Origin of the sequence: Sorangium sp. So ce726 (genome assembly GCF_051521405.1) — a bacterium.
Classification (GTDB): Bacteria; Myxococcota_A; Polyangia; order Polyangiales; family Polyangiaceae; genus Sorangium.
Window position 1 is genome coordinate 694,086 of the sequence record NZ_CP150349.1, and the last position, 13,810, is coordinate 707,895.

General features: G+C 74.2%; 9 protein-coding genes. 2 read left to right on the top strand and 7 right to left on the bottom strand.

Going from position 1 to position 13,810, the window contains the following annotated elements; all coding sequences use genetic code 11:
* Together WME79_RS02585 and WME79_RS02590 are read left to right on the top strand one after the other, a co-directional pair.
* The gene (locus WME79_RS02585; RefSeq protein ID WP_437531446.1) at positions 1-1,344 is read left to right on the top strand and encodes a multicopper oxidase family protein; all 1,344 of its coding nucleotides are present in this window, start codon (positions 1-3) and stop codon (positions 1,342-1,344) included.
* A 241-nt stretch (positions 1,345-1,585) separates the two neighbouring features.
* Complete coding sequence (locus WME79_RS02590; protein WP_437531448.1) at positions 1,586-2,197, top strand: DUF2914 domain-containing protein; 612 nt, start codon at positions 1,586-1,588, stop codon at positions 2,195-2,197.
* A gap of 36 nt (positions 2,198-2,233) precedes the next feature.
* Here the strand turns inward: WME79_RS02590 and WME79_RS02595 are convergent, their stop codons facing one another.
* From WME79_RS02595 to WME79_RS02625, 7 genes are all read right to left on the bottom strand, one after another.
* Positions 2,234-3,571, bottom strand: coding sequence for a metallophosphoesterase (locus tag WME79_RS02595; RefSeq protein WP_437531450.1), 1,338 nt, complete (start codon positions 3,569-3,571; stop codon positions 2,234-2,236).
* Between the two features lie 173 nt (positions 3,572-3,744).
* Positions 3,745-5,886: an alpha/beta hydrolase gene (locus tag WME79_RS02600; protein ID WP_437531451.1), complete on the bottom strand. Its 2,142-nt coding sequence runs from the start codon at positions 5,884-5,886 to the stop codon at positions 3,745-3,747.
* 42 nt (positions 5,887-5,928) lie between these two features.
* Entirely contained in the window at positions 5,929-6,975 is a 1,047-nt protein-coding gene (locus WME79_RS02605) for a hypothetical protein (protein ID WP_437531453.1), read from the bottom strand.
* On the bottom strand, positions 6,968-8,197 hold the full coding sequence (tyrS, locus tag WME79_RS02610) for a tyrosine--tRNA ligase (RefSeq protein WP_437531455.1): 1,230 nt from the start codon (positions 8,195-8,197) through the stop codon (positions 6,968-6,970). Before tyrS ends, WME79_RS02605 begins: the two co-directional genes overlap by 8 nt.
* 162 nt (positions 8,198-8,359) lie before the next feature.
* Complete coding sequence (locus WME79_RS02615; RefSeq protein ID WP_012233145.1) at positions 8,360-8,704, bottom strand: HU family DNA-binding protein; 345 nt, start codon at positions 8,702-8,704, stop codon at positions 8,360-8,362.
* Between the two features lie 134 nt (positions 8,705-8,838).
* Positions 8,839-11,214: a hypothetical protein gene (locus WME79_RS02620; protein WP_437531457.1), complete on the bottom strand. Its 2,376-nt coding sequence runs from the start codon at positions 11,212-11,214 to the stop codon at positions 8,839-8,841.
* A 1-nt stretch (position 11,215) separates the two neighbouring features.
* Positions 11,216-13,645 carry a hypothetical protein gene (locus WME79_RS02625; protein ID WP_437531458.1) on the bottom strand — a complete coding sequence of 810 codons (2,430 nt, stop codon included), beginning with the start codon at positions 13,643-13,645 and terminating at the stop codon, positions 11,216-11,218.
* Positions 13,646-13,810 lie beyond the last annotated feature (165 nt).

Here is a 13,810-nt window from a genome sequence, read left to right on the forward strand (position 1 = left end):
ATGGACCGACGTGCTTTCATCCACGCGGGCGGTCTGGCCGCGGGCGCCGCCATCCTCACGCAAGGGCTCGCTCATGCGCAGCAGCGCCCTGGCGCGCCGCCCGCCGCGGGCGCCGCGCCGCCCGCGACGCCGCCGGCTCGCCGGACAGCGGCGCCCGGGGGGCAGCCCGCCGTGGTGACGCCGAACGGCAGCACGCTCCCGCTGCGCGTGGTGGACGGCGTGAAGGTCGGCCACCTCGTCGCGGGCCCGCTCGAGCACGAGATCGCCCCCGGCCTGAAGAGCGAGGTGTGGGGCTACAACGGGAGCACGCCCGGCCCGACCATCGAGGCGGTCGAGGGCGATCGCCTGCGCATCTACGTGACGAACTCCCTGCCGGAGGCCACCACGGTCCACTGGCACGGCCTCGTGTTGCCGAACGGCATGGATGGAGTCGCCGGGCTCACCCAGCGCCCCATCGCGCCCGGCGAGACGTATGTTTACGAGTTCGTCGTGCGGTATCCGGGGACGTACATGTACCACTCGCATTTCGACGAGATGACCCAGATCGCGCTGGGCGCGGTGGGGATGTTCGTCGTGCACCCGAGGAGGCCCAGGGGGCCGCGCGTGGACCGGGATTTCGTGCTGATGACGCACGAGTGGAAGATCAACGCGGGCGCGCGCCGGCCTGACCCGAACGCGATGAGCGACTTCAACGTCCTCACGTTCAATGGCAAGGCGTTCCCCGCGACGGCGCCGCTCCTCGTCGGCCGCGGCGAGCGCGTGCGCGTGCGCCTCGGGAACCTCGGCCCGATGGATCATCACCCGATCCACCTTCACGGCCTGTCGTTCCAGGTCACGGCGACGGACGGCGGGTTTGTCCCCGAGTCGGCCCAGTACCCGGAGACGACGGTCCTGGTCCCGGTCGGCAGCACGCGGGTCATCGAGTTCGTCCCCGAGGAGCCGGGCGACTGGGCGGTGCACTGCCACATGACCCATCACACGATGATGCAGATGGGCCATGGCCTGCCGAACATGGTCGGCGTCGAGACCCGCGCGCTCGATCGGCGGATGAGCCGCGTGATGCCCGGCTACATGACGATGGGGACCACGGGGATGGGCGGCATGGGCGAGATGCCCATGCCGATCCCCGCGAACAGCCTGCCGATGCGCGGCGCAGCCGGGCCGTTCTCGTACATCGATATGGGGGGAATGTTCACCGTCCTCAAGGTCCGCGACGATCCGGACAAGGCGGACCCGGCCGGGTGGTATGTGCACCCCGCCGGCACCGTGGCCGGGCCGGCGAGCGCCGAGCGGATGCGGGCGGACGGGATTGACCCCGCTTCTGGAGGGAAGCCGGGCGGGTGAATCTCTCGACGTGAGCGAATGCTCGCGGTCGGTACCTCGTCCGCGCGTCGAATCGAGAGGGCCGGGGGCTCGGGTTGATCACGGCGCTGCGGGGCGGCCGTCTTGATGGACACACGGGGCGCGGTCGAGCGACCACAGGTCAGCCAAAATCTTCAGTGATTTCAATGAGCCAGAAGCGGTCCACGCCTTGCCATATCCGGTGGCGAGGCCGGGACGCCCCGGATCGCGGAGGAGTGCTTCGATGGCAATGAAGATGGCTCGACGGATGACGTTTCTGGCGCTTTGCACGGTCTCGCTTGCCGGCTGCGGCGAGCGTCACGACGCGCGGCCTCCGGCGCCGGCCGCTGCCGCGAGCCCCGCGGCGACGCAGTGCCCCGAGCCTGCAGCCGCCACGGCGGCGGCGCCCGCAGGCCTGCCGGCAGCGACGGTGACGGCGCCCGCGCCGGACGCGAACGTCGTTGCGGACAAGGGGGGCAAGGGGAGCCGTGAGGCCAAGGAGAAGGGGAGGGGGGCGGCGGGGCTGAAGGTGAAGCGGCTGGTGATCGCGGAGGGGGTGAAGGACCGCGAGCCGGTGGCGCCGGGGACGACGTTCCATGCGCCGGAGACCCCGCGGCTCTATGCGTACCTGGAGGTCGAGAACCGGAGCGACGTGGAGGGCGAGGTGACGGTGGCGTTCGTCCCGCCGGGCGGCGGGGAGCCGGTCGGGAATGTGACGCTCGGGGTCGGGCCGTCGCCGCGGTGGCGGACGTGGGCGTTCACGCGCGGTGCGCGGAAGGCGGGGGAGTGGACGGCAGTCGTGCGGTCGGAGACGGGCGAGGAGCTCGCGCGCGCGCCGTTCGAGGTGACGCTGTAGCCGAGGGCGGGTGAGCGCGTCCACGAGGCTGCGGCGTCAGGCGGGCACGAGCTCGACGAGCGTGATCTCTGGCGGGCAGTTGATGCGGACCGGCAGCCAGCCCCCGGCGCCGGCGTTGACGTGGAGGCGACGGCCGCGGTGCTCGTAGTGCCCATTGTGGTAGAGCCCGGCGGGCAACATCGGCGTGAGCGCGTAATCGCCGATCCGGCCGAGCGAGATCTGCCCGCCGTGCGTGTGACCGGACAGCATCAGATCGAACGGCAGCTCGCGCGCGGTTCGGAACGTGCCCGGGTGGTGGCTGAGGAGGACGCGCGGCGCGCCGTCGTCGCGCATCTGACCGAGCGCTCGATCCAGCCCGTTGAGCGTCGGGCGCCGGGCGGGCTCTCCCGGGCGCGCGTGGCTCGGGTAGTCGATGGCGCCCATCCACAGGTGATCGCCGCCAATGCGGACCTCCCGCGCCTCGTCGACGAGCACCTGGGCGCCCACTTCCTCGAGGCCCTTCACGATCGTCCCCACACTGGCCGACCGGGCGGCGATGTACTCATGGTTGCCCATGCAGAAGAAGAGCTGCCCTCGGGCGGGGCGCAGGCCCCGGAGCAGCCGCGCGGACAGCTCGAGCTGCGAGATGTGGTGATCGAGCAGATCGCCGGTGACGACGTGGATGTCCGCGCGGATCGCGTTCATGGCGTCGCGGAGCTCGTCGAGCCGCTCTGCGTCCATGAAGCTGCCGACGTGCACGTCGCTGAGCTGCGCGATGGTGATGCCGTGCAGGCTCGTCAGCTCGCGGCGCACCGGTAGCGCAAGCCTCACCACGACCGGACGCTGTCGCGACGCGAGCACGCCGCCCATCGACACCGCGACCGCCGCCGCGGGCAGCGCCCATGTCGCGCCGATGACGAGGCGGCGGCGGCGCTCGTCGACGGCTTCCGGCTGGGCCTCGACGTCCGCAGGCACGCGGATGTCCTGAGCGGCTGGATCGGCCTGAGCGCCGGCGCTGCTCTGCGCGTTCGTCGCAGGCCGGGCATCGGCCGCAGGCCCGGCGTTTCGGGGCGGCTGGAGCCGGCGGAGCGCCCGGACGGCCGCGCACGCCAGTGTAACGAGCCCGAGCAGCAACCCGTAAAGGAGCAGGCCCACCTGCGCGCCCATGGCGATCAGCGCCAGCGGCTCCGGCGCGTGGCGCTGGAGCGCGCGCAGCCCCGAGAAGCTCGCCGCGGCCATGAGCAGCGCCGGGAGCGCGGCCAGCAGCAGCCCGGCAGCGCAGAGCCCGCTGATCATCGCTCCATGTCGAGGGAACGCCGCGCGGAGCCGCCGCCAGAGGATCAGGCCGAGGAGGCCGTTGACGAGCGTGACGACGAGGCCGCCGAGCTGGTACACGCGACTGAAAGTAGCATCGCGTCGATCGGGCGCCCGGCCGCGGCCCCGCCAGCGGCGTTCCCTTGGCAGGGATTCGCCGTGCTGCGCGCGCGGATGTCCGCCGCAACCAGAGCGTCGAGCGCGCTGCGATCGGTCAGCGGCCGCTGTGCCGGCGGCACGCCGCGCGGCCAGCCCTAGGAGCCAGCTGCTCCGTCAGGCACCTCGGCGCTGACCGGGATCTCCCTTGCCTCGAGCCCCTCGAGCGACGCCTTGCCCGAGAGCGCGTCGAGGTCGCTGTGTCCGTCCCGGAGGTAGCCATTGAAGAACGCGGCGAGGTAGCCCATCGCGATCGCCTGCTGCTCGCGCCGCGAGAGCCCGGCGTGGCCATCGAGCGGCTCGGCGAGGCCGAGCGACGTCGTGTAGCCGAAGTGGTTCGCGCCCGGCAGGGTCACGAGGTGCTTCGGAGCGCGCGCGCGGTCGTAGAGCGCCGCCGGGAGCGCGGCGGCGATGGGGTCCGCGGTGCCGCGGACGACGAGCACCGGCCGAGGCGCGAGCGCGTCGATGGCCAGCGCGCGCTCGGGGGCGCCCGCCGGCGCGAGGAGCGCGAGGGCGCGGACATCGAACGGGCAAGCGGCGTCGAGCGCGAGCGCGAGCGCCGCCTGCGCGCCGAGCCCGTGGCCGAGCAGGCCCACCCGAGCGAAGTCAGCCAGGAGCGGGCCCCGGGAGCCGGCCCGGAGGTGCGTGAGCGCGTCCCGGAGCACCGAGGCGCGGCGCAGCGGCGCGTCGTCGGGCGTGAGCCACGAGAGATCGGGCGCGACGACGACGAAGCCCCAGCGCGCGAGGTGCGCCATCACGCCGGCGAGCTGGCGGTAGTCCTGGGCAAGACCCGCGGGCGACCCGGCGGTGGCGGCGCTCGTGGCGAGGCGCCGCTCGTGGGCGATCGCGATGACCGGGAACGGGCCTCCTGGCGAGAGCGGCGCCTCCTCGCCATCCGCGGACGCGGGGTAGTAGAGCAGCGCGGCGCTCCGCACGGGGCATCGGTAGATCGCGCCCTGGAACGGCCACGTGTCCGGGTAGCAGGCGTCCGCCGACAGCGAGAGCGCGCCGATGCGCCGGAACCCCGCCCGGTGCGGTCCGGCGCGCAGCCGCGGCGAAGCGCCGGTGGGGAGCGGCGCAGGCGGAGGCGAGCTCGTGGAGGGGGGCGGGCGAGAGGTCGTGGCGGCGGGTGGGCGAGAGGTCGTCGCTGCAGGCGGGCGAGAGGTCGTGCTGGCGGGTGGGCGAGAGGTCGTGGCGGCAGGCGGACGAGAGGTCGTCGCAGCAGGCGGGCGATTCGTCGTGGTGGCAGGCGGAGGGAGCGTCCCCGGAGAGGGGATGTCCGCGGGCGAAGGAGACGCGTCGCCGACGATCGCGCGCTGCGACCAGACCGCGCCGTCGCGCGCCGCGTGGACGATCCGCCCTTCGGCGCGTACGGCGAGCTCGATTCGCCCGAGCGGCCAGCTCTCGATCACCGATACCGCCTCGCACCGGCCGAGATCGGTGGCGAACACGGTCGGACCGCGGAAGCGCGCCCCGTGGGCGCCGTCGTCGCGGCTCCACCGCGCGAGCCCCACGCGCGCGAGCGGCGAGAACAGCTCGAGCGTTCCAGGTCCGCCGATCGTGCTCCGGACGAGCGCCGGTGTCCCGCGGACCCCGGAGACCACCTCCTCCGGGCCATGCCATGCAGCCCCGGCCCCGGGAGAGCGCCAGAACATCACCAGGCGATCGCCGATGCGCGCGACGACCTCGAGATCGCCGTCGCCGCGCGCATGCGGTCCGTGCGGCGCGCCGGCCACACGCTGGATCATCGCGACCGCCTCGAATCGACCGAGCCCCTCGCCGAAGATCACCGGGCCGCGCCAGCCGAGCTCCGCGGTGTCGTTGTCGCGGTGGTAGTGCGCGATCCCGCCGCTCGCGTGAGGCACCACGAGCTCGAAGTTGCCTTTACCCCCGAAGCCGCCCTGGATCAGGGCGGGGTCGCCGGCCGCCCCCTCCGCGAAGAAGCGCGGCTCGCTCCACGACGGTTCGCTCGAGGGCGCGCACCAGAACTCGGCCAGCCGATCCCCGGCGCGCACCACCGCCTCGAGGTGGCCTGGATCGCCGAAGTTGCTCTGGATGAGCGACACCGCGTCGACCGGCCCGAGGCCGCTGGCGAACGTCGCCACGTGACGCCATGGCCCGGAGCCCTCCTCGCGGCGGTGGTGCTCGACGCCGAACGGCGTATCGGCGGCGGGCAAGACGAGCTCGAGCGTGCCGTGGGAGGCGCATTGCAGGAAGAAGCCGCTGGTCGTGGTAGGCATGGCGCTGACGCCACCCAATTTACCGGCGAGGCGCCGCCGCGCCTACCGCAGCATCTCGGCGAGCCGCTCGCCGGTCGCCGCCGCGAGCCCCCGGGCGAGCGCCCGCGGGTTCAGCTCGACCGCGACGGCCACCGCGTCCGGCGCGTGGGTGGCGAGCGGCGGCTCGACCGGCACGTCCAGCCCGAGCAGGTGGCCGAACGAGCCGCCCGCCAGCTCGTTCCAGGCCGCGAGCAGCTCCTCCGAGGCGGCCTCCCCGCTCGTCGAGAAGTCGCCCGCCACCGCGATCGCGAGCGCGATCCCCTCGCGCGCGCTCGGCCTGGCGGCCGCGCCCACGGCGGTCGCCGCCGCGAGCAGCCCCCGCGCGCCGCGGGCGAGCTCCCCGTCGAACGGCCCCGGCGCGAACGCGCGCACGGGCGCCGGGCCGAGGCGGGCCTCGAGCGCGCGCAGCGGGCCGCCCGAGAGCGCAGCGGGCGAGCGCTTGAGGCGCCCGAGCGCGTACAGCGACGCGACGCGCGCCGGCCCGCGCAGCGGGCTGCCGCCGTCCTGCACACAGGCCACGTCCTCGCCGAGCAGCACCAGCGCGTGCGGCGTCGTGCCGATGTCGCCCGTCACGCGCACGACGTCCGGGCGATCGAGCGCGCGCCGCTCCTTGCCCGTGAGCCGCCGCCGGAAGAGGCGCTCGATGGCGCGCGGATCGCCGCTGTGGCGCGCCATGTAGAGCGTCGCGCCTCCCGCCGGCTCTGCGCCCGCGTACGACGCGATCGCGGCCTCGCGCACCTGCCGCAGATCGACGCCGGTCGCGCGGGCGTGCCGGGCCAGGTTCTCCTCGGGCGCCACGAGCGCGATCGACGGGATGAGCCACGGCACCGCCGCGACCTCGCGGGGACGGACGAGGATCAGCCACCTGAGCCCCGCCTGCGGCAGGAGGCGCGTCAGGTCCGCCGTGGCGAGCGGCGGCAGCGGCGGGCTTGGCCGGGCGGGCGGCCGCGGCGCGCCGCCGCACGAGGGCAGCGCGAGGCCCAGGGCGCAGCCCAGGGCGCCGCCGAGCACGGCGCGCCGGCGAGGCGCTCGCCCGGGCGCGTCAGCCAACGACGAGGTAGGCGAAGCGGCGGTTCTTCGAGCCGACGCGGACCAGGTAGCGCTTCCCACGCTCGAGCGTGAGCTGCTCGTCCTTGACCACCTCGCCGTCGAGGTGCACCGCGCCGCCCTTCACGAGGCGCCGCGCCGCGGAGGTCGACTCGGCAAGCCCCGCCAGCGCCAGCGCGTTGCCGATCGGGATCGTGTCGCGGTCGCTCGCCACCTGGAGCTCCTCGATGTTCTCCGGCAGGCCGCCGGCCGCGACGCTGCGGCGCCGCTCGAGGGCCGCGTGCGCGTCCTCCGCCGAGTGGAAGCGGGTGACGATCTCCTGCGCGAAGAGCTCTTTCACCCCGATGACGCCCTGCTCGCCGCGGAGGACCGCCTCCCGCAGGGCGGCGATCTCCTCGGGCGGGCGCGACGACAGGAGCTCCATGTACCGCCAGATCACGCCGTCATCGACGAGCATCAGCTTCTGCAGCATCTCGAACGGCGGCTCGGTGATGCCGACGTAGTTGTCCGCGCTCTTCGACATCTTGGCGCCGACGACCTTCCCGTCCTCGACGCGCGCGTTCGTGCCCTCGAGGAGCGGCATCGTCATCACCATCTGGGCGCGCTTGCCGTAGCGGGGCATCAGGTCTCGCGCCACGAGCAGGTTGAAGAGCTGATCGGTGCCGCCGAGCTCGATGTCGGCCTCGAGCTCGACCGAGTCGTAGGCCTGGAGGAGCGGGTACATGAACTCGTGCACGTAGATGGGCCGCGCCTCGTCGTAGCGCTTCTTGAAGTCGTCGCGCTCCAGCATGCGGGCGACGGTGTACTTCGCGCAGAGCTCGATCATCTGCGTCGGATCGAGCTTGTTCAGCCACTCGGAGTTGTAGCGGACCTCGGTCCTGTCCCGGTCGAGGACCTTGAACGCCTGCGCCTGGTAGGTCTCCGCCGCGGCGACGACCTCCTCGCGCGAGAGCCGCGGGCGCAGCTCGTTCTTGCCGGTCGGGTCGCCGACCATCGCCGTGAAGTCGCCGACCACGAAGACCACCTGGTGTCCGAGCTCCTGGAACTCCCGCATCTTCTGCATCACCACCGTGTGGCCCAGGTGGAGATCGGGGCGGGTCGGGTCGAAGCCGGCCTTCACGCGCAGCGGCTTGCCCTCGCGGATCCGCTCCTCGAGCTCGGCTCGGACGTGGAGGTCGACGACACCCTTGCAGAGGATCTGGAGCTGACGTTCGGCGGGGACCATGGGGGCCCGCTTCTACCGCGCAGCGGAACCGCCCGCCAGGGGGGCGACGCGCCTCGGCGCGCCAGCGACGAGGGCGTGGGGAGCGGCCAGGGCGCCGCGAGCGACGTCGTCACGCCGTCACGTCGTGGGGCGCGTCACGTCACGGACGCGCCGCGCGCCGCCTCATTCGTCGTCGCTCTCCTCGTCGTCCTCGTCCTCGTCGTCGTCGTCACCCGAGATCGCGTATGCGCGGCTCGCGTTGACGAGCTCCTTGAGCTCCTTGCCGACCTTGAAGAACGGAAGGCGCTTGGCGGGCACGGGCACCGGCTGGCCCGTGCGCGGGTTCCTGCCGCTGTAGGGCTTGTACGGCCTGACCGTGAAGCTGCCGAACCCGCGGATCTCGATGCCTTCGTTGCGCTGGAGCGCCTGCGTCATCGCGTCGAAGACGCAGTTCACCACGAGCTCCGCTCGAGCCTTGGTGAGCTCCCCCCGTCCCGCGATCGCGTCGATGAGCTCGCTTTTCGTCATGGTCCACCTCCCCCACCCGAGCGGACCGCCGCCGGCGCTCGACTTGCCGCTTTCCACCGCAGAGCTCCAGGGGATGCGCCGCTCCAGGAGCCGCACGACAACAGAATCCTATGAAAAGCTCGCATGTTACGGGACTAGCGGTCAACCGAATTCCCGCCCACAACGGAGAGCGCGTCGAGCGCAAAGAGGCCCTCGGTTCCGTTCGTTTCGCTCGTTTCGCTCGTTTCGTTCGTTCCCCTGGCCTCGCGGGCGAGGGCGAGCTCGATTCCGACGGCATCCTCGGGGATGGGGTGCGGCGGGAGGTCGGCGCAGGCGAGCGGCGCGCCGGGGAGGCTCGGCGTGGCGGGCTCGACCCGCCAGACGTGGAGCAGGGTGCCATCGACGAGGAGGCGCACCTCGCCGGCGCCGTCGCCCGAGAGCGCCACGCGCGGGCTGATCCGGGCGCCGCGGAGCCAAGGCGCGGGCAGGCCGACCCGGACGACGGCCTCGCCGCGCCCCGCCGCGTGCACCGCGAGCAGGCGCCCGCCTGACGCGCAGGTGCCGCCGGCGTGCTCGGGCAGCGCGAAGGCGCCGCGCTGCTCGCGGGGCGGCCATAGCGACTCGCCCTCGATGCGGGCCTCGCTGGGCGGCTCGGCGTCGAAGACGAGCGGCGTGATCGAGACCGAGGCGAGGCCACCGGCGTCCGGGATCGCGAAGCGGTAGCGGTACGCGGGGGGGCGACCGCGGGCCTCCCACGCCATGCGGTCGATCGCGTCGCCCCGGTAGCGCAGCACCGCGACGTCCTCCGGGGCGGGATCGAAGCCGAGGTTGAAGCCGTGATCGGTGTCGACGAACACGAGGCCGCGCGAGACGCCCGCGCGCGCGACGGCGGCGGGGTCGAACATGGGCAGGCCGCCCTCGCGATCGCGGAGCGCGGCGTGATCGAAGCCCGCGCGGAAGGCAAAGCCGGCGAGCGGGAGCGCCGCCGCGAGGAGCGCCGCCGCGAGGAGCGCGCCACGCCGGCGCGCGGGGCCGCGCTCCGCGTGCGCCGCTGGCGCAGCGCGCTCCGCGAGCGCGAGGGCGGCCATGGCGGCGAGGACGTGCTCCACCGGCAGCATGTCGGCGAAGAAGCGCGCGCCGCCTCCCGGGTAGTTGCCGTCGAAATAGAAGGGGGCGTAAGCGGCGACCTGGAGGAGCGGGGCGATCGCGAGGGCGCGCGAGCGCGGCCGCCGCCAGGCGATCACGGCGCCGGCGAGCACGAGCAGCGCGAGCGGCTCGGCGTTGAGCGCGTCCACGAGGTGGAGCTTCAGGCGGCGCAGCGTCGTGCCGGCAGCAGCCAGAAAGCCGTATCCTTCCGCGAGGTTATGACGGACGAAGTCGCCGTGCTCGCCGAGGCAGCCGACGCCGGCGCCGAAGCCGTAGCGGAAGCAGCCGGGCGGGCCGTCCGAGACTGCGTAGTACGCGGCCTGCGATGAGGCGAAGGCGCCCGTCGCGGCGCGCTGGTGAGCCGCGAGCAGCGCGAGGCCGGGGAGGGCGCCGATCGCCATCGCCGCGGCGAGCCGCACGAGCCGCGGCGAGGGGCGCGGCGGCGGATCGCCCTGGCGCGGGCCGGCCGCCGCGCTCCCCGGCGCGATCGCAGGAAGAAGCACGAAGGGCAGCGTCGCAGCGAGGGCGAGCGCGCTCGGCGGGCGCGTCGCCGCGAGCCAGCCGGCAGCGAGCCCGGCGAGCGCGGCGGCGCGGACCGCCGGACCGAGGGGCCCCGCCGCGGCGCCCGTCGCCGTGGCGGCGCGGGCCTCATCGAGCGCGCGCCGCGCCGACGCGAGCGCGACCGTGAAGCAGAGGGCCGCGAGCCCGTGCGACATCGTGTCGGCCGTGTGGTAGCGGAGCGCGGCGCAGAGCGCCGAGAAGAGCGCGGCGACGAGCGGAACGAAGCGGATCGGCGCGGCGCTCCCGGCTGGGGCCGGGCCCTCCGGCGCGAACCGCGCGGCCAGATCGTAGGTGGCGATCGCGAGCGCCGCGGCGAGCGCGGGACCGACCGCGAGCGGCGCGCCCGCGAGGAAGCCCAGCGCGAGCAGGGCGGGGTAGCCCGGGGGGAAGAGGACGGCGACCTCGGCCGCGCTGCGCCCGGCCATCGCGTCGCTGCGGACGAGGAAGCGACCGAGCACGGAGGCCGCCGGCTCGTCGAGCGGCCATGCGAGGTGGCCGGCCGCCATCGCGCGCGCCTCGAGCCAGTAGCTCGTCGCGTCGATGATGCGGGGGCCGCCCCGCAGGTAGACCGCGACGTACGCGGCCGAGAGCAGCGCCGCGACGACCGAGAGGGCCGCGGCGATCGCCGCGTTCAGGGCCGTGCCGGAGAGGGGCGCGGGGTCGCGGCCCGAGCGCGCGGCGCCGGGGCGTGGAGGCGCGGGGCCGGCCCGTGCGATCGCGGGCGAGCGGCCGTGGCGGAGGAGCCAGGCGCAGGCGAGCACCGCGGCGAGGGCGAGCGCGAGCGCGATCCATTGCGCGGGGTCGCGGGGCAGGCCGGCGCGCACGTCACTGTCCGGCGAGCGGGCGCGCGCTGACGCCGCGCGCGGGGCGATCGAGGATCCAGACGTGGTGATCGACCCACTCGCCGTCGACCGGCGTGAGCGTGAGCGTGAACGTCTCGGGCAGGCCCTCGGGGAGGTCGAGCGAGGCCTCGGTCCAGCCGTCACCCCTCTTGAGCGCGAGGTGGCCGATCTCCCGGCCGTCCGCCGTCGCGCGGATCGTGGCGGCGCGGGGCGCGGCGGTGCGGACCACGAGTCTGCCCTGGCCCTCGCGGGGGGCGTGCACGCGGGCCGCCTCGCTCCTGCCGCCGGGGATGACGCGCCCCGCGTCGAAGCGATCGTGCCCTGATCCGCGCAGATCCGGGAGGACGCTGAAGCCGACGAAGCCGGCCTGAGGCCGCGGGAAGGCGTAGCCGTGCTCCCGCTCGCTCACGAGGTCGGCGACGTCGAGCTCGTCGACGATCCGCTCGTCCGCGCGCATCGACGCGGGCCCCTCGCCGTGCGCGAGCGGGCTCCAGTCGGCCTGGTAGATGACCTTCTCCGCGCCGCCGCAGATCACGTTGCCGACGACGGGGATCGCGGCGATCCGCCTGCCGAAGATGGCCGGGAGGTCGCCCCACCAGCCCGGGTAGATGGCCAGCGTGTCGGGGCGATCGTCGGCGGGGATGCGCTCGATGAGCTCCAGCGAGGCGCCCAGGCCGTGGACGCCCGCGCGCGCGAACGGGAGGTCGTGGTAGCCGCCGAGCCCGATGATGTCGAGGCCGGGCCGGTCCGACGCGTAGAGGAGCGCGCCCGCGTCGCCGACGAGGACGCGGCGCACGTCGAGCTGGGCGAGGAGCTTGCCGGCGACGAGGTGCTGATCGCGGATGTTGCGGCTGGCGCGGCCGAAGAACCAGATCTGGTCGCGCATCCTGGGCAGCTGGTGCGCCCAGAAGAGCGCGGCCACGACGAGGGCGAGCGCGACGCGCGCGCACCAGAGGCCGCGCGCCAGGGCGCCGCCACGGACGGCGGCCGCGATGCCGCCGAGGGCCCCGCGCCGCGCCGTGGGCTCGGCCGAGGCGCTCTCTGGCTTCTCCTGCCGGCGCTCATCGCAGTTGGCCCATGCGGCGCGCGCGACGAGCAGCGCGAGCCCCATCGCCGCGAGCACCAGCAGCCAGGCGACCGCGGGCATGGTGTAGCGCTCGTTCTGCCAGCGGACCTGGCCGTTCAGGGCCACGAGCGCGAGCCACCCGACGATCTGGACCCAGAGCAGCGCCGCGGCCCCGCGGGTCCTGCGCGAGGCGAGGGGGATGAGCGCGATGGCGGGCACGAGCCAGCCCCAGGGGAGGGCGTCCGAGAAGTGGTGGTTGGTGTTGCGGGCGACGACGTACGTCGCGAGGAACTCGTAGGTGTCCCACTTCTCGGAGGACGTCATGTACGGGTTGTTCAGCGCCAGCTTGGCGATGGCGCCGCTCGCCGCCCACTCGCCGGTGAACACGCGGTTGGCGACCGCCTGGGCGAGGCACGCGAGCGCGCCGGGCACCGACGTCCGGAGCAGGGTCGCGATCGCCGCGCGCGCGCCGTGGGCCCGCGCCACGGCGATGGCCGCGTAGACGCTCAGCGCTGCCACACAGACGACCGACTCGGGCCGGGTGGCATAGAGGAGCGCGCCAGCGAGGCCGGCGGCCCAGCCGAGGTGGGCGAGGCGCTTCGGCGGCGCCGCGGCGCGCGCGCTCGCTGTCGCCCGCGTCGCCTGCGCCGTCGGCTCGCGCGGCGCGCCGGCCGCGCGGGCGACCGAGAGCGCGGCGAGGGTGGCGAGGGCCCAGACGCCGAGGTGGAACGCGTTCTCCATCCCGCTGAACAGCGACCAGTCGAGCGCCCCGATGGAGAGCGCCACGGGCGGCAGCAGGTACTTCGCCCAGCGCCCGACAGGCTCGAGGAGCCGCGCGCCGACGAGCAGGAAGCCGAGCGTGGAGGTGCACGCGACGATCGCCGCCCACTGCATCAGCAGGACGCCGCGGAAGCCGACGAGGTAGCCGAGGGCGAGGACGAACGGGTAGCTCAGGCTCGTGTTCCCGCTCGAGAAGCCGTTGCCCTCGGACCACTCGAACGGGTACCCGCGCGCGGTGGCGCGGGCGTAATCGAAGTGGATGAACACGTCGTCGAGCGGCGCCGACCACATGCCGCCTGTCTGCTGGTGCATTGCGCTGTAGAACGCGACGGCGGCGTAGAGGACGCACGCGCCCGCGTAGGCGGCGAACAGGATCGGATCGACGCGCGGCCAGACCGCGACCAGGCGATCGAGCCAACCTGAGGGCGCCGCCGGGCCGGCGTCTCGGGAGGCGGTGGTCCCGGTTCCGTCGGTTCCGTCCGTTCCGTCGGGCGAGGCGCTGCTCGGCCGGGGCGCTGCGCTTCCGGGCGGCGAGAAGGAACCAGGGTCGGCGCTGGACGGTGACACGCGGCTCTTTTACACGACTTTCACGCAGCCCGAGCCGAGGAGCCCGCCCGTGAAGGCTGAGGCCGCCGGCTCTGCCCCGCACGTTTGCAAGCGGTTGCTTCAGGATTGAAAGAGGTAAGACGTTTTACTAGCGAAAGTCCCTGAACTCGGAAGGGACGCGTTTGG